This window comes from Sulfurospirillum sp. UCH001, from assembly GCF_001548035.1.
Taxonomy (GTDB): domain Bacteria; phylum Campylobacterota; class Campylobacteria; order Campylobacterales; family Sulfurospirillaceae; genus Sulfurospirillum.
This window is the reverse complement of record NZ_AP014723.1, coordinates 1,698,428-1,721,472: the sequence shown is the minus strand read 5'-3', so window position 1 is coordinate 1,721,472 and position 23,045 is coordinate 1,698,428. Positions and strand designations below refer to the sequence as shown.

General features: G+C 37.5%; 25 protein-coding genes. 16 read left to right on the top strand and 9 right to left on the bottom strand.

Going from position 1 to position 23,045, the window contains the following annotated elements; genetic code table 11:
- Window positions 1–10 precede the first annotated feature (10 nt).
- Both UCH001_RS08560 and UCH001_RS08555 read right to left on the bottom strand, forming a co-directional pair.
- A complete protein-coding gene (locus UCH001_RS08560; RefSeq protein WP_067176945.1) occupies window positions 11–910 on the bottom strand; it encodes a cation diffusion facilitator family transporter in 900 nt (299 codons plus the stop codon).
- Entirely contained in the window at window positions 910–1,902 is a 993-nt protein-coding gene (locus tag UCH001_RS08555) for an agmatine deiminase family protein (RefSeq protein ID WP_067176943.1), read from the bottom strand. Before UCH001_RS08555 ends, UCH001_RS08560 begins: the two co-directional genes overlap by 1 nt.
- Window positions 1,903–2,021: 119 nt before the next feature.
- Between UCH001_RS08555 and UCH001_RS08550 the strand changes: the two genes are divergently transcribed.
- The 5 genes from UCH001_RS08550 (at window position 2,022) to acs (ending at window position 8,240) form a co-directional block, all read left to right on the top strand.
- On the top strand, window positions 2,022–3,494 hold the full coding sequence (locus UCH001_RS08550; protein ID WP_067176940.1) for a HAMP domain-containing sensor histidine kinase: 1,473 nt from the start codon (window positions 2,022–2,024) through the stop codon (window positions 3,492–3,494).
- 2 nt (window positions 3,495–3,496) lie between these two features.
- Entirely contained in the window at window positions 3,497–4,174 is a 678-nt protein-coding gene (locus UCH001_RS08545) for a response regulator transcription factor (protein WP_067176937.1), read from the top strand.
- A 130-nt stretch (window positions 4,175–4,304) separates the two neighbouring features.
- A complete protein-coding gene (locus UCH001_RS08540) occupies window positions 4,305–4,619 on the top strand; it encodes a DUF485 domain-containing protein (protein ID WP_067176933.1) in 315 nt (104 codons plus the stop codon).
- Entirely contained in the window at window positions 4,616–6,256 is a 1,641-nt protein-coding gene (locus tag UCH001_RS08535; protein WP_067176931.1) for a cation acetate symporter, read from the top strand. Before UCH001_RS08540 ends, UCH001_RS08535 begins: the two co-directional genes overlap by 4 nt.
- A 37-nt stretch (window positions 6,257–6,293) precedes the next feature.
- Window positions 6,294–8,240 (top strand): acetate--CoA ligase, encoded by a 1,947-nt coding sequence (acs, locus tag UCH001_RS08530; RefSeq protein ID WP_067176928.1) that lies wholly within the window; start codon window positions 6,294–6,296, stop codon window positions 8,238–8,240.
- Between the two features lie 46 nt (window positions 8,241–8,286).
- Here the strand turns inward: acs and UCH001_RS08525 are convergent, their stop codons facing one another.
- Both UCH001_RS08525 and rpoD read right to left on the bottom strand, forming a co-directional pair.
- Window positions 8,287–8,973, bottom strand: a complete 687-nt coding sequence (locus tag UCH001_RS08525) for a hypothetical protein (RefSeq protein WP_067176925.1) — start codon at window positions 8,971–8,973, stop codon at window positions 8,287–8,289.
- Window positions 8,974–8,975: 2 nt separating this feature from the next.
- On the bottom strand, window positions 8,976–10,832 hold the full coding sequence (gene rpoD, locus UCH001_RS08520) for an RNA polymerase sigma factor RpoD (RefSeq protein ID WP_067176923.1): 1,857 nt from the start codon (window positions 10,830–10,832) through the stop codon (window positions 8,976–8,978).
- A gap of 177 nt (window positions 10,833–11,009) precedes the next feature.
- Here rpoD and UCH001_RS08515 point away from each other — a divergent pair, with 177 nt between their 5' ends.
- Genes UCH001_RS08515 through UCH001_RS08500 form a run of 5 tightly spaced genes read left to right on the top strand, consistent with a single transcriptional unit; the run spans window position 11,010 to window position 13,821 of the window.
- Window positions 11,010–11,813, top strand: coding sequence for a flagellar hook-basal body protein (locus UCH001_RS08515; protein WP_067178504.1), 804 nt, complete (start codon window positions 11,010–11,012; stop codon window positions 11,811–11,813).
- A 32-nt stretch (window positions 11,814–11,845) separates the two neighbouring features.
- Entirely contained in the window at window positions 11,846–12,634 is a 789-nt protein-coding gene (gene flgG, locus UCH001_RS08510) for a flagellar basal-body rod protein FlgG (RefSeq protein WP_067176920.1), read from the top strand.
- Between the two features lie 7 nt (window positions 12,635–12,641).
- On the top strand, window positions 12,642–12,812 hold the full coding sequence (locus UCH001_RS13275) for a hypothetical protein (protein ID WP_173636819.1): 171 nt from the start codon (window positions 12,642–12,644) through the stop codon (window positions 12,810–12,812).
- 21 nt (window positions 12,813–12,833) lie between these two features.
- Window positions 12,834–13,508: an AzlC family ABC transporter permease gene (locus UCH001_RS08505; RefSeq protein ID WP_067176917.1), complete on the top strand. Its 675-nt coding sequence runs from the start codon at window positions 12,834–12,836 to the stop codon at window positions 13,506–13,508.
- Entirely contained in the window at window positions 13,498–13,821 is a 324-nt protein-coding gene (locus tag UCH001_RS08500) for a branched-chain amino acid transporter permease (protein WP_067176915.1), read from the top strand. Before UCH001_RS08505 ends, UCH001_RS08500 begins: the two co-directional genes overlap by 11 nt.
- A 67-nt stretch (window positions 13,822–13,888) precedes the next feature.
- On the opposite strand, the gene UCH001_RS08495 is transcribed toward UCH001_RS08500, so the two are convergent.
- Both UCH001_RS08495 and UCH001_RS08490 read right to left on the bottom strand, forming a co-directional pair.
- A complete protein-coding gene (locus tag UCH001_RS08495) occupies window positions 13,889–14,227 on the bottom strand; it encodes a zinc ribbon domain-containing protein YjdM (protein ID WP_067176912.1) in 339 nt (112 codons plus the stop codon).
- 72 nt (window positions 14,228–14,299) lie between these two features.
- Complete coding sequence (locus UCH001_RS08490; RefSeq protein ID WP_067176909.1) at window positions 14,300–14,782, bottom strand: hypothetical protein; 483 nt, start codon at window positions 14,780–14,782, stop codon at window positions 14,300–14,302.
- 100 nt (window positions 14,783–14,882) lie between these two features.
- Here UCH001_RS08490 and UCH001_RS08485 point away from each other — a divergent pair, with 100 nt between their 5' ends.
- From UCH001_RS08485 to UCH001_RS08460, 6 genes are all read left to right on the top strand, one after another.
- Complete coding sequence (locus tag UCH001_RS08485) at window positions 14,883–15,299, top strand: DUF1924 domain-containing protein (RefSeq protein ID WP_067176908.1); 417 nt, start codon at window positions 14,883–14,885, stop codon at window positions 15,297–15,299.
- A 112-nt stretch (window positions 15,300–15,411) separates the two neighbouring features.
- Window positions 15,412–15,867, top strand: coding sequence for a diheme cytochrome c (locus UCH001_RS08480; protein WP_067176906.1), 456 nt, complete (start codon window positions 15,412–15,414; stop codon window positions 15,865–15,867).
- Window positions 15,864–16,967 carry a cytochrome b/b6 domain-containing protein gene (locus UCH001_RS08475; protein WP_067176903.1) on the top strand — a complete coding sequence of 368 codons (1,104 nt, stop codon included), beginning with the start codon at window positions 15,864–15,866 and terminating at the stop codon, window positions 16,965–16,967. Before UCH001_RS08480 ends, UCH001_RS08475 begins: the two co-directional genes overlap by 4 nt.
- Entirely contained in the window at window positions 16,968–17,342 is a 375-nt protein-coding gene (locus UCH001_RS08470) for a hypothetical protein (protein WP_067176900.1), read from the top strand.
- The gene (locus UCH001_RS08465; RefSeq protein ID WP_067176897.1) at window positions 17,339–18,010 is read left to right on the top strand and encodes a response regulator transcription factor; all 672 of its coding nucleotides are present in this window, start codon (window positions 17,339–17,341) and stop codon (window positions 18,008–18,010) included. The genes UCH001_RS08470 and UCH001_RS08465 overlap by 4 nt, the downstream gene beginning before the upstream one ends.
- 1 nt (window position 18,011) lies before the next feature.
- Window positions 18,012–19,229 (top strand): ArsS family sensor histidine kinase, encoded by a 1,218-nt coding sequence (locus UCH001_RS08460; protein WP_067176894.1) that lies wholly within the window; start codon window positions 18,012–18,014, stop codon window positions 19,227–19,229.
- Window positions 19,230–19,241: 12 nt separating this feature from the next.
- On the opposite strand, the gene UCH001_RS08455 is transcribed toward UCH001_RS08460, so the two are convergent.
- The 3 genes from UCH001_RS08455 to UCH001_RS08445 all read right to left on the bottom strand — a co-directional run bounded on the left by UCH001_RS08455 (window position 19,242) and on the right by UCH001_RS08445 (window position 22,892).
- Window positions 19,242–20,021 (bottom strand): hypothetical protein, encoded by a 780-nt coding sequence (locus UCH001_RS08455; RefSeq protein WP_067176891.1) that lies wholly within the window; start codon window positions 20,019–20,021, stop codon window positions 19,242–19,244.
- A 109-nt stretch (window positions 20,022–20,130) separates the two neighbouring features.
- Window positions 20,131–22,068: a diguanylate cyclase domain-containing protein gene (locus UCH001_RS08450; RefSeq protein WP_067176889.1), complete on the bottom strand. Its 1,938-nt coding sequence runs from the start codon at window positions 22,066–22,068 to the stop codon at window positions 20,131–20,133.
- Complete coding sequence (locus UCH001_RS08445; protein ID WP_067176887.1) at window positions 22,068–22,892, bottom strand: PhnD/SsuA/transferrin family substrate-binding protein; 825 nt, start codon at window positions 22,890–22,892, stop codon at window positions 22,068–22,070. The genes UCH001_RS08450 and UCH001_RS08445 overlap by 1 nt, the downstream gene beginning before the upstream one ends.
- Window positions 22,893–23,045: the final 153 nt, after the last annotated feature.

Sequence of the window (23,045 nt, the reverse complement as noted above, 5' to 3'; positions counted from 1 at the left end):
AAGATGGATTTTAGTCCATCTTCTTTGCTGTTTTATCGTTCATCTCAGAATCATCATATGGGTCTAGGTGTGCGTTGATAACCCATTCTCCATCTGGAATTAACTCTTTGATCTTCTCCTCAATACGATCTCCCGCATGGTGTGCACGCATAAGAGAGATACCAGGGCTAAAAACTAAATGCACATCGACAAAGTTTGTGTTGGCAGATTTACGTGTTTTAAGATAGTGAAAATCGCTGATCTCTTTTTCTCCAAGAATGATATTTTTAATACCTTCTACAATCTCTTCATCCAGTGAAGCGTCTAGCAAAATGTAAACACCATCCTTGATAATTTCATAGGCAGAATGGATAATATAAATTGAGATAACAACACCCATAATGGAGTCAATCAACTCAAATCCTGTCACTTGGATAAGTATTAATGAGACTAAAATAGCACCGTTACTAAGGACGTCTGTTTTATAATGCAGAGCATCCGACTTAACGACCATGCTACGCGTTTTTTTAGCCACATAATTCAAGAAAATAACCAAAGCAATTGTAAGGACCAATGAGACAATCATAACGATGATGGAGTTTTCAAGGTGCTCTAACGGTTCATGATAGATTGCTTTTTTAATAGCGCTGTAAAAGATAAATAGGCCTGAAACCGTAATAACAGTACCTTCGATAACTGCGGCTAATGCTTCAATCTTCCCTTTACCGTAGTTAAACTTTTTATTGGCAGGTTGTTCCGCCTTAGTAATCGCAAAATAGTTAAAGGCTGAAACAATTAAGTCTAAAACAGAATCAATCGCAGAAGCAAGAACAGCCACAGAACCACTTAAAATACCAATAAATAACTTGATAACAATGAGTAAAGTAGCGGTACTACTTGAAATAATGGTCGCTTTTTTTTGTAAAGTCATTAGGCGTCATCTCTCTCTTTATAAATATTCATTGAAGCACAGTGAAGGCTTCCATGTTCACGAATCAGCACAGAAGATTCGATACCAACGACTTCACGATCAGGGAAACAGCGTTCAAAAATCGCTAAAACTTCTTTATCGTAAGCATCAGAGTAGGTTGGAACCAGTACGGCATTGTTAATGAGTACAAAGTTCATATAGGTTGCAGGAATACGATGGTTATTGAAATATTTAGCTGATGGCAACGGCAAAGGAAGCAGATGAAAATCTGTTTTTTGAAGCTCTTTCTCCATTTTGCGTAGTTCTTTGTAATGCTCATCGTTTTTGTCATAGCACTTAACATAAGCAATGGTATTTTTATTGATAAAGCGGGCCAATGTATCGATGTGCGAGTCTGTGTCATCGCCCATAAGTGCTCCATGTTCAAGCACGATAAGTTCTTTGAGTCCAAAAAGCTCTACGAGTGTTTGTCTGATTTTCTTTTTAGAGAGGTGAGAATTGCGGTTTTGCTCATACAAACAATAGGCTGTTGAAAGCATAACACCATGACCATTACTATCGATACTTCCACCCTCAAGTACAAAATCAAAACTTTTTAGTTTTCCTTCTAAATAACCTTCTTCAAACAGTTGTCGTGTGACACTATTATCAAGGTTTGCCTCAAACTTATTGCCCCATGCATTAAAGATGAAGTCATAGGTACGGCGTTTATGATTTTTATAGATATTGATACCACCAAAATCTCGAATCCATGTATCATTTGTTGGCATTTGGATGAGTTCGATGTTTTGCAAGGTTGGTAGTAAATTTGCCAGAGCCTTTTTGTCTTCACATATAACCATACACTTTTGAAAACGTGCGATGGTAGTAATGAATGTCAGATACGTTTGATGAATCTCTTCAATGGAGTGTGCCCAGTCACTCTGTTTGGGAGGGAAAACGACAATAAGTGCTTCTTGTTCTTCCCATTCTGCTGGTATTCTGATTTTCATTGTGTAACTCCATGTAGCGTGTATTAAACGTAAATTATACCAAAAAGGATTTTATATCTCCTACTTTGGGTATAAAATGGGTAAAATAGCCACCAAGAGCTTATCGGTAAAGGATTTTTTTGCTACAAAAAAGAAAAGATAATAAAAGCATCAACCAAATTAATTTTATGGCGATACTTTTTGCGGGTCTTTTTGCTTTTATATCGGCATGTTTGATTATCGTGAACGAGTATTTGGATTTTAAAAAAGAGATCAAAATCATCGAAGAAGGGTATATCCAAGCCCAGCAAAAAAGTGTAGAAACACAACTCAATCTTCTTTACAATATCACAGAATATCGCTACAAACAGAGCCAAAATCTTCCGAAAGAGCAGATCTACCAAAAGCTTAAAGAGGATATTAATGCCCTTACCTCCAATATAGAGATGCAAACCTATCTCTTTTTACAAGATAGTTCAGGGGTCGTCTTTTACCGTACCGCGGCGCTGAGTCTTGAAGATGTGGGTAAAGACATTGTTCTGACAAAAACATATGAACCCTTAGGACTTGTTTTAGGCAGTGGCGTCAGTACTCATAGTATTGAAGATGTTTTGGCTGAGAAGAAAAAAGCGTATGAAGATAAAATCATCAATTTTGTTTTGAAAATTTATATGCTTACGCTCTTTTTATACTTGGTCAGTACGGTTGAGTATCGTTATGTCAGCGATATTATGAAGCGTGAAATTCGTTTTATTGTCTATTCGTTCAAAAAAGCGTCTCAAAACTATGAATTTATCGATATGGAAAAGATCAAATTTCAAGAGTTCCAAGAGATTGTAACCCATGCAAATGTGATGATTGAAGAGATTAAAAATAAAAACAGTGCTCTAGTGGAGCTTAACAGCAATCTTGAAGAGATTGTTGAACAAAAGACTATAGAGCTTAAACGTTCTATTGACTTTACACAAGAGTTGCTTGAAAAGCAAGACCGCTTTGTGAAAAATGCCATTCATGAGATCAATACACCACTTTCAATTATCTTGATGAACATTGATCTCTATAACCTCAAATTTGAAAAAAATCCGTATCTCATCAAAATTGAGGCTGCTGTTAAAGTACTGGATAACATTTATGAAGATTTAGCGTATGTGGTGAAAAAAGATAGAGTAGTTTATGAAAAGGCGATGATTGATTTTTCAAAATTTGTCACAGAGCGAGTGGAGTATTTTGAAGACGTAGCTGAGGGCAATAAACTGCATATTATTACAGACATTACACGAGATTTATTCATTGTTTTTAATGAGATCGAGCTTCAGCGTATCTGCGACAATAATCTCTCTAATGCTATCAAATACAGCTATGAAAAGCAGCCTGTACACATCAGGCTTTACGCAGAACAAGAGAATATTGTATTTGAGGTACAAAATTGCGGAGAGAAGATTAAAGCGCCAGAACAGCTCTTTGATCGTTATTACCGTGAAGATGAAGCACGTGGGGGATTTGGTTTGGGACTGAATATTGTCAAAGAGATATGCGATGCAAATGATGTTACCATTACCGTTATTTCCGATGAGTCAAAAACACTTTTCCGTTATCGATTTGCTAAAGGATAAGCATGAAAATACTACTACTTGAAGACGAATTGATGTTACGAAGCTCTATTGAAGAGTATTTAGAAGCACTGGGTCATAAAGTCATCTCTTTTGGCAATGGCGAAGAAGCCTTTGAAGCTATTAAACAAGATATGTTTGATCTGCTGCTTCTAGACATCAACATCCCTAAAATGAATGGGCTGAATTTGCTCAAAGCTCTCAATGAAATGAATCATGCATTTCCGACGATTTTTATTAGTGCCAATGTGGACATTGAGGATATCAGCAAGGCTTTTGAACTTGGTGCTTCGGATTATCTCAAAAAACCATTCCATCTCAAAGAGCTAGGCATTCGCATCGATAAAATCAAGAAAGAGTATGAAATCAAAAAGCTCAAACATATCATTTTAAGCCCAAAATATGTTTTCTCGAAAGAAGAGCAAATGCTTTTTTACAACAACAACGTGCAAGTACTTACAAAGAAGCAGTTACAAATAGTTACATTACTCTGTGAGAACATAGGTGTGGTTGTTGACTTTGAAAAATTCCGTAGTTATGTTTGGAATGATGAACCTATCGACAATGCCTCAATTAGGGCTGAAATAAGCCGTTTTCGCAAGCTTCTTAAGGAAGATTTTATTATCAATCTTAAAGGGGTTGGTTATAAGATTGAGAAGTATTTTCCCGAAAAGAGTCGCTAAAAGTTACATTTTTACTCATATTTTTTCAAAAAAATCTCCTTTATATTCCTAGGCTCAAAATGCTACGATAATGCTACGTTACTTCTTTACAATGTCACCATGGCTACCAAATCACATTGAAGGAGCATTTATGAGTCAGAATATCTACGACAGAGTGCAGGCCAATCCAAAATTTGCCGAACTCGTACAAAAAAGAAGTAGTTTTGCATGGAAACTAGCGATTGTTATGTTAGTTGTCTACTACTCTTTCATCCTTGTAATTGCTTTTTCCCCTGCAACATTTGCAGTAAAACTTGGAGAAGGTGTTACCACAGTCGGTATCCCTGTTGGGCTTGGCGTCATTATTATCGCATTTGTACTTACGGGTATTTATACTCAAAGAGCGAATGGTGAATTTGATGACTTAACCAACCAAATCAAAGAAGAAGCAAGGGGCGAAAAATGAAATGGGGCTTATTACTTTTAACGCTTTCAAATTTTTTATGGGCTGCTGATGCTCAGTTTAGTGGCAAGAGAGACATCAATGTTTCTGCGATTGTCATGTTCTTGCTTTTCGTTCTTGCAACGCTTGGCATTACGTATTGGGCAGCACGTCGTACTAAAACGGCTAAAGATTTCTACACTGCAGGTGGAGGAATTACAGGTTTCCAAAATGGTTTAGCGATTGCAGGTGATTATATGTCTGCTGCATCCTTCCTTGGTATTTCAGGACTTGTTTACCTCAAAGGATTTGATGGGTTAATTTATTCTATTGGTTTCCTTGTTGGTTGGCCAATTATCCTTTTCTTGGTCGCTGAACAACTTAGGAACTTGGGTAAATACACCTTTTCAGATGTTGCTTCGTATCGTTTACAACAAACACCGATTCGAACTCTTGCTGCATTTGGTTCATTGGCAACGGTAGCACTTTATTTGATTGCTCAAATGGTTGGTGCTGGTCAGTTAATCCAAATTTTGTTTGGTCTTGATTATGAGTATGCGGTCATCATGGTGGGTATTTTGATGATTTTATATGTTACTTTTGGTGGCATGTTGGCAACAACATGGGTTCAAATCATCAAAGCGGTTTTACTCCTCTCTGGTGCATCGTTCATGGCAATCATGATTATGTACAAAGTGGGCTTTAGCTTTGAGACACTTTTCTCTCAAGCCGTAGCTGCAAAGAAGAGTGCTTCTATTATGGCACCTGGTGGACTTGTAAGTGACCCAATTTCTGCGATTAGCTTAGGAATTGCCTTGATGTTTGGAACAGCTGGTCTTCCACATATCTTGATGAGATTCTTTACCGTTAGTGATGCAAAAGAAGCTCGTAAATCTGTTTTTTATGCGACAGGTTTTATAGGTTATTTTTATATTTTAACTTTTATCATAGGTTTTGGTGCTATCGTATTACTTACAAATGACCCAACGTATCTTGATCCAGTCAAGGGTGGTATCATTGGTGGTGGTAACATGTCTGCGATTCACACAGCACATGCAATTGGTGGAAACTTATTCCTAGGATTTATCTCAGCGGTTGCTTTTGCAACAATTTTAGCGGTTGTTTCAGGTCTTACACTTGCAGGTGCAAGTGCGGTAAGTCATGATCTTTATGCAAACGTTTTTGCACGTGGCAGAGTAGATGAAATGACAGAGATGAGAGTTTCTAAGTACTCTACGATTGCTCTTGGTATCGTAGCGATTATCTTAGGCATTGCGTTTGAAAAGCAAAATATCGCGTTCATGGTTGGTCTTGCGTTTGCGATTGCAGCAAGTGCTAACTTCCCGATTCTTTTCCTCTCAATGTTCTGGAGAAAGCTTACAACTAAAGGCGCAGTTTGGGGCGGTAGTTTAGGACTTTTAACAGCGATTGTTTTGGTAATACTAAGTAAAGCGGTATGGGTAGATGTTTTAGGTAATAAAACAGCAATCTACGCTTATGGTAACCCAGCGTTGTTCTCGATGACAGTAGCTTTTGCAGGTATTTGGATCTTCTCTTTAATGGATAAGAGCGAAAATGCAGCAAAAGAGATAGCGGCGTATGATCATCAATTTATCAGAAGCCAAACAGGAATTGGAGCAGAGGGCGCTTCAAGCCACTAATTACATTATGAGAAAATTATAAAAAAGGATAGTAACAATGTCACAACTTTTTGAACCAAGTAGAGCTTTAAGTAAAGAAGCCAGAATTAAAAATATGTGCGAATACAAAGAGCTTTGCATCCAAGCAGACGAGGATTTTGAGGGATATTGGGATAAGCTTGCGAGAGAAAAAATTGAGTGGTTTAAACCTTATGATAGAGTTTTGAATGAGGATAACGCTCCATTTTATAAATGGTTCGAGGGTGGCAAATTAAACGTTACGCATCAGTGTTTAGGGCGTCATTTAAAGACACGAAAAAACAAAGCGGCTATTATTTGGGAAGGTGAAGATGGTAAGCGTCGTATCATTACCTATCTTCAACTTTTTTATAGAGTAAATCGTTTAGCAAATCTTATGCGCAATAAATTTGGCATTAAAAAGGGCGACCGTGTTGTCCTTTATATGCCAATGATTCCAGAAGCTGCATTTGCGATGCTAGCATGTGCAAAAATTGGTGCAATTCACTCTGTTGTTTTTGGTGGTTTCTCCGCTGAAGCATTGCGTGATCGTATTCAAGATGCTCAGGCAAAACTCGTTATTACTGCCGATGGTGCATTTAGACGTGGTAAACCATATATGTTAAAACCAGTGGTTGATGAAGCGTTAAAAGTAGGGTGTGAGTGCTGTGAAAAAGTATTGATCGTTCAAAGAAACTTTGAAGATATCGACTATGTTCCAGGCCGTGACTATGTTTATAACGAAATCATCATGAACGAGTCTCAGTACTGTGATCCTGAGTGGATGGATTCTGAAGATCCATTATTCCTTCTTTATACATCAGGAAGTACAGGTAAGCCAAAAGGTGTTCAACACGGAAGTGCTGGTTACATTCTTTGGGCACAATACACGATGGAGCACGTTTTTGATGTAAAAGAGAACGATACCTTCTGGTGTACAGCAGACGTTGGTTGGATTACCGGACATACATACATTGTCTATGGACCACTTGCAATGGGTGCAACGACGATTATGTATGAGGGTGTTCCAACGTTCCCAGATGTAGGCAGATGGTGGAGTATGATTGAGGAACACAGAGTTAATCAGTTCTATACGGCTCCAACAGCGATTCGTTTGTTACATAAAGAAGGCGCTGATGCACCGAAAAAATATGATCTAAGTTCACTTAAAGTTCTTGGAACCGTTGGTGAGCCAATCAACCCAGATGCATGGATGTGGTACTATGAAGAGATTGGTGGTGGAAACTGTCCAATCGTTGATACATGGTGGCAGACAGAAACGGGTGGTCACATGATTACACCACTTCCTGGTGCAACACCGATTAAACCAGGTTCTGCTACATTCCCACTTCCAGGAATTAAAGCAGAGATTATTGATGAGCATGGTAATCCAACACCTAAAGGTGAAAAAGGATTTTTATGTATCACAAAACCTTGGCCATCGATGATTCGCAATATCTGGGGCGATAGTGACCGTTTTGTAAAATCCTATTTCGGGGATTGTAAAAAAGATGGTAAACCTGTTTACTTCTCCGGTGATGGAGCGATGTATGATGATGACGGCTATATCATCATTACAGGAAGGACAGATGACGTTATCAACGTTTCAGGTCATAGAATTGGTACGGCTGAAATTGAAGCCGTTCTTGCACACCATGAGAACGTTGCAGAGGTTGCTGTTGTTGGACGTCCTGATCCAATTAAAGGTGAGGGTATTTTTGCTTACATCGTTATCAAAGGTATGGATAGCCTAAGCGAAGAGGTTTACATGATTCAAGAGCTCAACAAGCTCATCGTAAAAGAGATCGGTAATATCGCTAAGCTTGATGCCATCCGTTTCGTACCAGGTCTTCCAAAAACCAGAAGCGGTAAGATCATGAGAAGAATTTTACGTTCTATTGCGAAGAAAGAGCCTATTACTCAAGATATCTCAACGCTTGAAGATCCAAGCATCGTTGAGAAAATTCAAAATCTCATCGAATTTTAATACTATATGGTGACCTACTAAAACGTAGGTCACTTCTTTCAAATTTCTAGGAAACTAATGCTGCGTGAATGAGTGTTTCGTCGTGCTCGAAATGAATGGTGCAGTTACTTTTAATACCAATCTCTTCAATACTTTTTTCATAACTTTTATCTCTATAATCACCTTTAATTGATATGGCAAAAATAGGGTATTTTTTATTGTTGAAGCGAATGTATTCACCCGTAATAAGGGCTAAACGTGTAATAATGACAGGAGAATTGATGTGTGACTGATAGACTTTTGTAAGAAGCTTCATAAAGTCTTCAACTTTCAGTCGAACATCTGGGAACGTTGGGTCAAACTCTTTTTTAAATTTAATATTTGCATTTGTAGAGGAAGCGCTAATACATAGATCTAAGAGTGCATAGATATTGACGCTTTCGCCATATTCTTCAACATTGGCAAATTTTTTTGTGGCACTTTTATAGAGTTTTATTCCAATAGAACTTTCATCATCATACCCAACGGTAATCGCATAAAATTTATAAGAACTAAAGGAGATATCAACAATCGTTGTCTTAAAACCGTATGTCATACTGGCATAAGTTTGAGCAATGTCGAAGATTTTTTTATGGTTGACCTCACCAAGAAGGTATTGCGCTTCTTGGTTGAGGGAAATGATCTTGCCTGTGCTGTCAAAAACAATAAAAGGATTGTAGTCGTGTTCAATCCATGCTTCAGCAAAACTACTCATGATTAACTTTCGATATAGTTTTTAAGTTTACGTCCAACTTTAGGATGTTTAAGTTTTTTGATCGCTGAACTCTCTATCTGGCGTACACGCTCACGTGTAACATTGAGTTCTTTACCAATCTCTTCAAGCGTTCTATCGCTCTCATCGTGCATTAAACCAAAACGCATACGAATAACCGCTTTTTCTCTGTCATTGAGTTGATCTAAAACTTCATCAATTTGATCTTTAAGGTCAGATTTTAAGATATGATCAATCGGCGCAACAGAGCTTTTGTCTTCAACAAAGTCTCCAAATTTACCATCGTCTTCGTTACCAATTGGTGCTTCCAATGAAATAGGCTCTTTTGTGATTTTAATAACGTTCTTGACTTTATCAGCACTGAGTCCCACTTCTTGTGCAATGGTCTCAATATCAGGCTCTTTACCTTCTTCTTGAAGGTGTTTACGAATGATTTTATTGATACGGTTAATCGTCTCGATCATATGAATCGGAATACGAATGGTACGCGCTTGATCTGCAATCGCTCTAGAAATTGCTTGACGGATCCACCATGTGGCATACGTTGAGAATTTATAGCCTTTTTTGTACTCAAATTTATCAACCGCTTTCATCAAACCGATGTTACCTTCTTGAATGAGGTCAAGGAATGGTAAACCACGGTTGGTATAACGTTTAGCGATAGAAACAACCAGACGAAGGTTACTTTTTGCCATACGTGTTTTTGATTCGTCAGCAATTTTTTTACCACGTTTGATTTGCTCTAAAACCTCTTTGAGTTTTTCTGGGTCAAGATCAAAACCTTGTTTACTGGCTTCCTTTGTTTGAAAAAGCTTTTTGATTTCCATGTATGTAGAAACCATTGTAGCTTCTGGAACCATCGTTGTGATATCTTCTTTTGTAAGATCAACAATGTTTCCTAAAAGTTTTGCATGGTTTTCTCTTAGTGTATCATTGAAAAGTGGTAAACGGTACTCTAAACGTTTGAGTTCTTTGTCAAATTCAAAGTCACTCTTAAGCGCTGTCTCCATAGACTTTACAAGCTCATTAATGAGTTTACTTGTCGGTCCAAGATCCATAAGTGCGTCTTTAAGAAGTTTCTTTTTGTATGCAAGACCTAGATCGTAGTTCATCATCTCTTCAGGATCATCCAAGTTCTCTTCTGGTGGTCTTGTAAGACTTTTGAGCCAATCTTTTTTTGCTTTCTCTAAAGACTTAAAGCTCTCGATAACTTTTTCAGTTCGTGTATTGTCTTTTTTAGAGAAGGTTTTTTTCTCTTCGCCTTCTTCGCCTTCTTCATCATCAAATTCTTCATCGTCACCATCATCATCGGTGTCGTCTTCAAAGGTTTTGAAAAGCTCTTTGACACGACGCTCACGGTTGATAAGCGCTTCTTTGTAATCCAAAATAAAGTCAATCAAGTAAGGAACAGAACAGAACGCATCGATAATAATATCTTCACCAAATTCAATTTTTTTACTGATGTCAATCTCTTCATCTTTGGTTAAAAGAGAAATTTGTCCCATTTCACGAAGATACATCCTAACAGGGCTGTCACTGCGTGACCATTCTAGGAGTTCTTTTTCGCTAGCAAGATCAAACTCTTCTTCAAGGGCATCGTCTTTAATTTTTTGTTGTTCTTCTTCACGTCTTCTTGCTTCTTCTTTATTGCGCATTTTCGCAATTTCAGCAGAAGAGATTAGTGTAACTTTGTATTTTTCTAAAAGGCTCATCAATTTTTTGACGTTTGCAGGGGTTGGAGGCTTTACAAAAAGGTCCATAACGTTTTCATACGTAACGTATGATTTTTCATTTTCCGCAAAAAGTTCTTCTAGTAATGTATAGAGTTCTTTTGAAGCCATAAGTGTAACTCTCCTTGAGTGAGTGTGTTTGGAGATTAGATTTTCTTCATTAAATTCTAATAAAAGATGTGGATTATACCGAGTTTTTTTTTAAATATCATTGAATACGGTTATTTTATAAAGTGGAACAGGAGTTGCTTTAACTAGGGAAAGATTTTAAAAATAGTGGGAAAAACAATGCAAAGCAGCTATTATAGCGTTACTGGAGCGATGGTCACACAGTTTAATAAACTCGACCTAATTTCTAATAATCTTGCCAATTTAAATACCACAGCATTTAAAAGAGATGATGTTGTTGTGGGTGATTTCAAACGTATTTTTCAAGAATACAAAGATGAAATGCCTATCAAAGACAACACAAAAGAGGCAAGTAAATTTATCAATGCTGTAGGGGTAAGAGTACCTCAAGTTGTAGAAGAATATGTGAAGTATCAACAAGGTGGTATTAAAAATACAGGTAACCCTTTTGATTTTGCACTCAAACGTGAAGATGCATTTTTTATGGTGGAGACTCCTAATGGTATTCGCCTAACACAAAATGGTTCGTTTACGCTCAACAATGAAGGTGTTTTAACCACTAAAGAAGGTTATCCAGTATTGCCAGCAACCTATTTTCAAAATCAACAATATATAACAATCCCAGATGATGGCGAGCTAAGAGTCGATCAAAGTGGCGGTCTTTATAACCGAGAAGATCAAATTGGAAACTTGATGATTGTTCGAAGCGATGATATTAAGTCATTGTTAAAAGAGGGAACAAGTTTCTATAAATACAAAAGTCTTGAAGAAGTCACCCAATTAGAAGATGGTAATTTTGTTTCACAAGGTTTTCTTGAAACCAGCAATGTCAATCCTGTGAGTGAAATGGTTAATTTGATTGAAACCAATAGATTTGTAGATATGTATCAAAAAGTGATGAAGTCACATATGAACGATCTTAACTCAGAAGCTATTTCGAAACTAGCTTCAACTAAAGCCTAATAAATAATTAAGAAACTAAAGAAGGAAGAAAAATGATTCGATCACTGTATACTGCTGCAACGGGAATGATCGCACAACAAACGCAAATCGATACGACCTCAAACAACATCTCAAACGTAAATACGATTGGTTATAAAAAACAACGTGCTGAGTTTGCGGATTTGATGTATCAAACCATGACATATGCTGGAACATCAACCAGTGGTACATCTGTTTCTCCAACAGGTATTGAAGTGGGTCTTGGTGTTCGTCCAACGGCCATTGCCAAGATGTTCACACAGGGTAACTTTAAAGAGACAGGTAATTCTTTAGATATGGCAATTACTGGAAATGGTTTTTTCCAAATTTTGCTTCCAGATGGCACAACTGGGTATACCAGAAACGGTTCGTTTAAACTTGATGCTGATGGAAATGTCATCAACAGCGATGGTTACCAACTTATTCCTCAGCTTGTTATTCCAGCAGATGCAACACAAATTACGATTGGTGTGGATGGTATGGTTTCTGTTCTTCAAGCAGGAGCAACAGCGACACAACAAATTGGACAAATTGAATTAGCAAACTTCATCAACCCAGCAGGTCTACACTCTTTAGGTGATAATAACTTTATTAACACCACAGCATCTGGTGATCCAATTGTAAGTAATCCAGGTCTTAATGGTTTAGGACAAACCAGACAAAATTTTGTTGAAATGAGTAACGTTCAGTTGGTTGAAGAGATGACAGATCTTATTACAGGGCAACGTGCTTATGAAGCGAATTCAAAAGCGATTACGACCAGTGATGAAATGCTTCAAACTGTTAATGCCTTGAAACAATAAGTTTGATATGCTGATACTGGTTCCAATTCTGATCTTGGTCGCGATTATTGTCGCGATCGATCAGCTCTATTTTAATGATCCAACTGCAAAAAATATGAGTTCTCCATCTGAAAAACATCAAAAGGCAAACGATACGAATGCGACACAGAAGTATTTGGATCGTTATATTAAAAAATAATTTACACCTAAAAGAAAACCTATGAATTTTTTGGCTATTTTTAAACTTACAATTCCTGTTATGATGGGATATATCCCCCTTGGTATGGCATTTGGATTACTGCTTTCAAAGCTTCTCATTCCATGGTATTATGCTTTTTTTATGAGTGTCTTTATCTTTGCGGGATCAGGTCAGTTTTTAGCGCTGACTCTTTTTGCTTCACAAGCCACCATTTTAGAGATAGGTATTGCGACGTTTTTACTCAATCTTCGTCATACGTTCTATGGACTTTCAATGATTTCTGCATTTAAAGATTTTTCATGGAAAAAGAACTATCTTATTTTTGGGCTTACTGATGAGACCTTTGCTCTCTTAAAAACGAGTGATGTTCCAGAAGCAAATCGTGAAAAAGTATACCTTTGGATTACATTTTTAAATCAGTGTTATTGGATTATAGGAAGTGTTGTAGGTGCACTTTTAGGCAATGTCTTACCTTTTAATTATGAAGGGATAGAGTTCTCTTTAACGGCGCTTTTTGTGGTACTTTCTATCGAACTGTATAAGAAAAATAGACTGCATAAGCCTTTTTTTGTTGCCCTTATCATCGGGTTGTTTGGTATGATTTTATTTCCACCACAAAAGATGTTGATTTTATCATTGTGTTTAGCCGCGTTTGTATTGATTGTGTTTAAAAGGAGTATGGAAAATGGAAAGTAGTTATATCATCGGAAGCATTATCGTAGCAACATTAGCGACGTATGCGACACGTATTATTCCATTTTTACTTTTCCGTACGCGTGAACCTTCACCGCTTATAAAGTACATTGAGCTCAATATGCCTTTGATGATTATGGTGATTTTAGTGTTTTATGCTCTCAAAGATGTTAAATGGGAGAGTTATCCGTATGGTTTGGCTGAGATTATTGGTGTGTGTGTTGCGATTATTTTACACGTCAAGTTTAAAAACGCTCTCTTAAGCATTTTTGTCGCAACACTAACTTATATGGTCTTAATTCAAAAGGTTTTTTAAACGCTTTTATCGTTGAATTTGTGAAGGTTTAGAATCACTAAACCTTCGCAAATTCGTCTCAAAATCCTTATGCTTTTTTCACAAACTCAGATTTAAGACCCATTGCGCCAATACCATCAACTTTGCAGTCGAGGTTATGGTCACTCTCATAGTTCAGACGGATATTTTTAACTTTGGTGCCGCCTTTAATAACCGCAGATGAGCCTTTGAGTTTTAAATCTTTGATGACTACAACGGTGTCACCATCGTTAAGGATTGTGCCATGCGCATCTTTAATAACACTAGCGGACTCTTCATTTGAAGCGGTATTTTTAGACCATTCATGAGCACATTCAGGGCAGATAATCATCTCACCATCTTCATAAGTATATTCACAATTACATTTAGGACAAGCAGGTAGTTGCATCGTATTCTCTCTTTTTTTTATATGATTGGTATAAGTATGCCTTATATTGCCTCAAAAAGAGCTAAACAGCTTTTAGCGTCTTAGAAGATACGGAAACTCTCTGTCTCTTTCATAGCGCTTGATTTTCTCTTCATAGTGGTCAATGGCTGTGACCATGTCTCGTGCAAATTCGTAGTTAATAATATAGTCTCTTTGGTTGATATGAAGTGTTTGCATCCCTTGTAAGGCGGCATCATACATGAGTGCATCTTTGATGGTTTCAGCATGTCCATTGGTGAGACGACGAATATCGTGACCCAATCCCGTAACCCATAAATCCATAAATTCTACACGGAATGGAAGTACCTTTCCCCATGTTTGTTCAACCAATACAGCATTTTTCAATGAAAATTCATGAAATATAATGGTGTCTTGGTCTTGATTATAGACAGCAATGATTTGATTTGGCATAGGTTTAAAGACGGGATTAATTGTTGCTAAATTGACCTCTTTTGGGGCACATCCGCTGAAAATGAGCATGAGAAAAAAAAGAAGTATCGACAATGTTTGACGCATGAGGAGTCCTTAATTTTTGTAAAGAAAGTGTCAAGATAACGTCAATATGAAATTGACAGAGTTATTTTAACATTTCACTGTTAATAAACAAGGAGAGATCATGAAAAAAACACTCTGTTTTATACTTTTGGCACTCACACTCAGCCATGCAAAGGAATTTAATGCCCCTATGAAAGCTTATATGGAGGGCTTAAATGCAGAAGCAAAAGCAACAAATCCAAACTTTACAGGTTTTGATGCAAAAAGGGGCGAAGCGCTTTTTTTCTCTAAACATACAGGCAAAAAAGGAACAGAAATGAGTTGTGTGACATGCCACTCAAATGACCTTAAAAAAGGCGGGCAAAATATCAATACCAATAAACCCATTACCGCACTGGCTCCCTCTGTAAATGTAACCAGACTAACCGATGTTGCTGAGGTCGAAAAGTGGCTCAGACGTAACTTTAACGATGTGTTTGCCAGAGAGGGAACGGCACTTGAAAAAGGTGATGTATTAACCTACATCATCACACAATAGACTTTTATCAAAGTCTATACACGTCAAAAAAGCAAAGCTCTTTTGACTACGCTAACCGCTGAGGTACTAAAGCTTGCCGATTGCATCGGCAGAATTCAATAAAGGAATAAAGATGAAAAAGATACTTTTAATGACAGCACTTGGACTAAGCGTCGCCTTTGCGGGTAGTGTCGCACCCGCCAATAATGCACAGTATCAAAAGGAGTGTGCCAGTTGTCACTTTGGTTATCAACCCGCTCTTTTAAATAAAGTTTCTTGGGAAAAAGTGATGACAAACTTGAGCGATCACTTTGGAACAGACGCTTCTTTGGGCAAAGTAGAGAGTGAGCAGATATTGAACTATCTTGTTACCAATGCAGGAAGTGGTAAAATAACGGCAAATAACACCACGATGCAAATTACCAAGTCGCCTTATTTTATTAAAGAGCACCGTAAAATCACACCCAATCTGATAGAGCAAAAAGAGGTTGGCTCACTTGCAAATTGTATGGCATGCCATACGACGGCTGATAAAGGCAGTTACAGCGAACGAGCTATAGTCATTCCAAATTACGGGAGTTGGAAATGAAAAAAATCTTAGTTTGGGGGCTTTATACAAGGCTTTCCCATGCGCTTTTAATGGTCATGATGTTGGCGGTGTTTTTAACGCCTGAAGTCAAAAGACTCCTTACCTTACACGTAGCCTTAGGCTATACGCTAGCACTACTTTTTCTTTTTAGAATCGTATGGGGCTTGATGGATGTAAAGTACTCAAACTTTAAAGATTTTAATTTCAATCTCAAAGATCTCAAAGAGTATATGCTCACCATTTTTGGCAACAAAAAAGAGTACATCGGACACAATCCAGCGTCTAGTTATGCCATCATTGCGATGATCGTTTTAACCTTTTTAGCGGTCATTACAGGGGCTTTAACGTATGGTGTTAAAGAGGGTATGGGTGTGTTTGCTTTTATGAACCACACGCTATTTCGTGATATGAAGCTTTTTAAAGAGGTACATGAATTTTTTTCCAATGCCCTTATGGCGGTTATCTTTGCGCACATCGCAGGAGTATTACTCGATAAAATTATGCATAAATCACGTGCGTTAGAGTCGATGGTCGATGGCTATAAACCAAGCAATGAAGAGGGATTAAAACTCACTCTTGTTCAAAAAATTTATGGTGTTCTAGCACTTGGACTTTCCCTTTTTGCATTTGTTTATATGTTGGTAATGCCCAATAGTCTTTTGATCGCTGATGGCAATGTTAAAATGGACTATGCCAAAGAGAACAATGCGTTTTACAAAGAGTGTATCAGTTGTCATACGCTCTTTCCTCCCTTCTTATTGCCTCAAAAGTCGTGGGTAAGCATGATGGATAATTTGGAAAATCACTTTGGTGATGATGCTTCTTTGGATGAAAAAACAACACTCTCCATCAAAGAATTTTTAGTGAAAAACAGTGCGGAGTCTTCCACTAAAGAGTCTTCTTTGCGTATTATGGCAAGTTTGAAGAGTGATCAAACGTATCTCGCTATTACCGAAACACCTTTTTGGAAAAATCGACACAAAAAGATTGATAAGGCTGTTTATGAGAGGGCAGATATTGGTAAACCATCCAATTGTAAGGCATGCCATGCTAATATTGAAAATGGACTCTTAAATAATCGAGACATCAAAAGGTTGTAAATGAAACTACTTCTTATCTTTTTTCTTGCATTTTCTTTGTATGCCAGTGATGGTAAAAAAGAGCACCATTTGAGCAAAGATCTCTCCTATTTGGAATTGACATCGGAGCAAAAAGAGATCGCGAAAAGTATGATAAAACAGTACCGTGTGGAGATTAAGACTTTTCGTGAGTTTAAAGAGAAAATGGAAGATGAAAAAGAGCGTTTGCTAACACGCGAAGTGTTAAATGAAGAAGATGTTCAAAAAATCAATGAATCGATTTTCCAAAAAGCCAATGCCATAGAGAGTCGTTTTTTAGTCCAGATGCACAATCTCTTAAATAACGAGCAACGCAAAAAATTTGCACACAATCTTGAAGAGTGGGAAGTCGAATGAGCGAAAAAATTCTACTTATTGAAGATGATTTGGAGATGAGCTCACTTATAGCAGATTATCTGCAAAACTATGACTTTGATGTTCAAGCGTTTGACAAACCTAAAGAGGCACTTGCATATCTTAAAAACCATCTAAGTGAGTATAAAATCATCGTGCTGGATTTGATGCTTCCTCAAATGGATGGTTTCGATGTCTGCAAAGAGATTCGCTCCATGAGTGATGCGCACATCATCATCTCTTCCGCTCGCAATGAACTCAGCGATAAAATCTTAGGCTATGGCGTGGGAGCCGATGATTACCTCGCAAAGCCTTATGAACCACGTGAACTCGTTTTAAAAATCAACTCCTATCTTAGAAGAAACGTTCCTGCAAAAAAGAAAATAGGGGATTTTGAAATTGATGAAGCGAAAATGGAAGTCTCTTTGGAAGGCTATGCGCTCGATCTTACCAAAATAGAGTTTGACATCTTGCTTTTACTCCTTTCTAATCAAGGCAAAGTTTTTTCACGCGAAGTGATTTTTAATGCCATCAATGGCATCGGTTACAACTCCAAAGATCGCACCGTCGATATGCACATCAGCAACTTACGCGCTAAAATAGGCGATGATCCGAAAAATCCAAAATACATCAAATCCGTTTGGGGTATTGGCTACAAAATGGTAGGTTAAAATGTCCATTTTTACGAAGCTCTTTTTACTCTTTTTAGTCAGCCTCTCATTGATGCTCTTTGTCTCACGCGAAACCAGTCAACTCACTCAATCAAAAATGGAAATGTTATTAAAAGAGAAGTACCTACAAGCTTCCACTGAACTCTTTCGCGACCTTGCCAATAACGATCAAACAGCCCTTACCAAAAGGCTTCAAACCTTTAACTTTGAAGTGATACCAGAGCCTTCTCGAGTATTAGAAACTTCTAGAAGTGTGTATGAAAAAAGTAGCTCTTTTGGTGAAGTCAAAATCATAGTCGATGCCAAAGGTCAATACTTTTTGTTGCTGAGTTATTTGGATGAAAGCCTGCTCATACGCGATAAAAACCAAGAAGAGGGCGTTTTCGCTCAAGGGATGGTAACCTACTTTATCGTTGCCGATATTTTCGTGCTTGTTGTGATTTTCTTGCTCATTGTAAGACTTCTTCTTCCTCTAAAACAGATCAACCTTACGTTAAAATCCTTTGGTGAAGGCGCTTTAGATGTGCGTATGAAACGCTTTGGCTCAAAAGAGCTAGACACACTCTCCAATACCTTTAATGCGATGGCTTCTAACATTGAAGCACTTATCTTCTCGCGTCAACGCTTACTTCGTGACATTGGGCATGAGCTAAGAACGCCGCTTGCTAAGTCCAAATTGGCATTAGAGATGCTAGGCGAGGGTAAGTATCAGCAAAGCCTTAAAAAGGCCATCACTCAAGTTGATGAGCTTACCAAAGAACTCTTAGACATTGAAAGACTCAATGCCAATATGGAACAGTTAACTTTAGCCACTTTTGATGCAGAAACACTCATCTCAGAGTCACTCTCTCGCGCACTCATTGAAGATGAAAGTTTGGTAGAGCTTCACGTGGAAGAGAGCTTTGAGATAAAAGGCGATCTTAATTACCTAAGTATTGCGCTTAAAAATCTCATAGACAATGCCCTAAAATACGGCATAGAAAAGCCTATACTCCTTGAAGTGAAAGAGCGCACCATCAGCGTTAAAAGCAGGGGAGAAGCGCTTGAACATCCACTCGAATACTACTGCGAGCCATTTGCCCAAGGCGATGCGGCTAGAGGTGTGGAAGGGTTTGGTTTGGGGCTAAGCATTGTCAAAAAAATCGTTGAAAAGCATGGCTTTAGGTTAAGACTTACGTGTCAAAATGGATGGAATAGCTTTTCAGTACTTTTTAAATAAGTTTCATATCATCTATGATGAGTTGATGAACTCTCTTGGATCGGTACACTGGTACTCAAATCCAAGACGTTCAAGTTTACTTCCATCAATAATACGTTGTGTGCACTTTAGGTTGTCTGTAAATCTTGGAGGCGTGAGATGACATCGCTCACTTTGGTATAAAAACACCTCTTCTTTTGTAGGGTGTTTTGGTGCACATAAGTTAAAAATACCTTTGAGATTTTTATCTATCGTAAATAAAACAGCGCGAATCACATCGATTCGATGAATGTGATTGACACGGCTTTTCCCATCTTCAACAAGTTTATTCGTGTAGTATTTCGCTGCGATGCGATCTGCTCCCATCAATCCAGCACAACGAAAAATGATATGGACTTTTCCATGAAGGCTTGTTTCGGCTTCATAGTATAATGGATTGGATGAAGAGACGATTTCACTCTTTTCATCGTACACTCCAGAAACTTTCGGATACACCGAAGACGAACTCACAAAAAATATTTTTTCAATGGTTGAAAAACGAGGATGTTGAGAGAGTGTGTTTATAAACTGAAGATAATCATTAAATTTAGATGGTGGATAGTTTATAAAAAGATACTCACAAGAGAAAAGGGCATCAAGATTGTTATAGATACCTTCCGTGAGTACATACGACTCAAATCCTAACTTTGTATGTGTTTTTTGTATCAGTTCATTACGCGCAGATAATTTGATAGTAAATTGATCTTTGAGTGTTTTGGCAAGTTCTAATCCTAACCACCCCGCTCCTAAAATCGAAAATGTTTTCATAATCATAGTGATAAGCTTTTAAATAATTTGAGTAGCCACAGTATAAAGAAAATGTTTAAACCGTTGATAAATAGAGTGGAATTGTGTAGATACAATCAAAAGGCTGGAAGAGGTTTTAAACGATCTTAATTTCGTTTTTATGCTCTTTTTTGACTTCGTACATCGCCATATCTGCGTCTCTTAAAATATCGTTGATGGTTTTGTCATCATCCTTAAATACAGTTCCCCCAATACTTGCCGTACAGGTGTAATCAAAGTTGATGAGGTGAAATGGCTCTGCGATGGAGAGTAAAAGTTTATAGCCAATTTGTGCCATTTTCTCTTTGGCTTCTTTTTCATCTTCTCCAAGTTTAGTGACCAGCACAACAAACTCATCGCCTCCAAAGCGAGAAACAGTGTCACATAAGCGAAGTACTGATGTGAGGCGTTTTGCGACCTGTTTGAGCAGTATATCACCGTATTCATGTCCTTTGGTATCATTGAGAACTTTAAAATTATCAAGATCTATAAATAAAATTCCACAAAATTCTTGGGAGCGTTTGGCATTTGCCACGGTATAGTTTAGGCGATCAAGCAGAAGTTTTCGATTTGGCAGTTCGGTCAATGAGTCATAATACGCCAAATGCTCGATCATCTTTTGTGCTTCTTTATCTTGGGTTATGTCTCTAAAAATGACGACAGAACCGATGTTATGATGATCTTGTACAAAAGGTGTTGCATTGAGATGCACGATAAAATGCTCTCCATTTTTCTTTCGAAAAATTTCCTCCCCAATGTATGTGCGCTGATAACGCATGGAGTTTAGGATGGGGCAGTCTTCTTTTGTTGTATTAAGCTGATGTACATGAATGAGTGTATGCGCATCTTTCCCCAAAACCTCTTCAAGACTGTACCCTAAAATAGCCGTAGCTGAGGCATTAATAAATGTAATGTCGCCTTTTGTATTTAACAAAATAACACCATTAATCGTCTTTTCAACAATGGTTTCAAATTGTATTTTTTCTCTTAGTGTTTTTTGGCTTTGTTCAACCAAAAGGTACAGTACAATGCCCAAAAGTACAAAGGTTAAAAAGCCAAAAAGCAATGAAGTGATGTACTTGTGTTCTATCGTGACCAAATCATTAAGATGACTGTAGGTGACTGCATAAGCTGCAAGCGTGTTACTTAGGTCATAAATGGCATGAAAATTAGCAACATATCCTTGATTATTTTCGACCAATGGTATAGAAAAGTTTTTTCCTTCTTGGAGTTTTGCTTCAATGTTATAGCGTTTTTTTAAGATGGCATTGATTTTTTTGGTAAGTTCAGACTCTATGGAGTGTGCGGTGACGTTGGAAATCTTTTGATTTTCAATAACAAAGTCATCGCTTAAAACAGATGGCATAAAGTGATGCTTATGGGAATCAAATACCAAATCTGTTGTGATGGACTTTTTGAAAAGAAGAATGTGGTCACTCCACGTTAGAAGTTTTGCAAGTTCAAATTCTATATTTTCATAGGCTATAGAAACCTCGACACTGCCTAAGTGCTCTTTATTATCAATGATAGGAAAAACATAGCGGAAGCCTGGATACACACGTCCGCCTTCAAAGCCTGCAACAAATTGCTTTTCGATATTAGCCTTTTGAATTGATGGACGTATATTCATCAAATTGTCACCATTTTCACTCGGAGAATGAAAACGTAAAAAACTCTCTCCTTGAGGAGTATGAAAGTGAAATTGTTTTATACCCAACTTTTTGAGTTCTTCATTGTAAAATGGATAAAGAAGGCGATAAAGAGAGCCTCGAAGAATCGCTTTTTCGCGTGTATCATTAGTATCATTCACTGCATGAAGAATTTGAAGAACCGAAGGCTGCATAATGGCATAGCGAAAATAGTTTTCAATAGAGATAGTAAACATTTGTGTTACCGCTTTGTAAGAGGTCTCTAGGATGCGGTTTTCATTTTGCAGTAAGACATCTCGTTCTTCAACCATTTTTGAATGTACATAGATGAAAAAAAGTGTATAAGAAAAAAGAATGGCACATGCTGTGATTAGAAATTTACGCATTAAAAACTCCCGCTTTGGGGAATATTAAAGGTTTCAATCTCACTTTTGAGATGCTTAAACATCTCCATGTCAGTTTCACTCATCCCATAACGGATATCTTTGCCCCATGTTTGATAGACCTCTTTAGGGGCTGCAAGCAAAATAGATTTAATTTTTTCGATTTGTTCTAGGCTAAGCGTTTGAGTGTTCACAACTAGTGAAAAGCCTGGAATGAGAGATGTTGTTTGGATAACTTCAAGACCCAGTGAGGCATACTCTTTAGCAATGCTTTCTTTCATACCGCCCATCTGAAAATCACCTCTAATGATAGAAAGTGCCACTTCATCATGAGTGCCTACATAGCGATAAAGCATCGTATCTAAATTGGTGTGTAAATAATCATTAACAAGAACTTTTGTTTTGGTATAGCCACATGTTGAAAGAGGTTGTGTTAGCGCAACTTTGAGTGTTGCTTTAGGCGACAGTGTGTCTCCTGCAAATTTAACTAAGGCACAGCGATATCCTCGCTCTCCATCACTTTCATGAAACGTGATGATAGGAAGTGCATATGGAAAACTTTTTTGAAGTGTCAAAAATGGTAAAGGTCCAAAATAAGCAATATCAATTTTATTGGCTTTGAAAGCAGCGATTATGTCATCGTATTTTTTCTCATAATGAAAAGCAATATTTTCATCCAAAGCCTCTTCAAGATAATTTACCATTGGAAAAAAATCTTCAAGAATTTGGTTTGAATTGAAAAAAGGAAGTGGTGCGAAGACAAGAGGGCGTGCATGTAATGAAAAAGAGATGAAAAGTGCTATAAAAAGGCACGTACATCGCCGCATGATCAACCTACTATGTTGCATTTTTGTCACACAAATCATATAAGAGGAAGTATAAAAATAGACTTAAATTATTTTAAAAAATTTCATTTAGTATAAAATATTCTTATTGGTAACACAAGAGGTTTTTAGTACCTCAAAGAGAGTGATTGATGC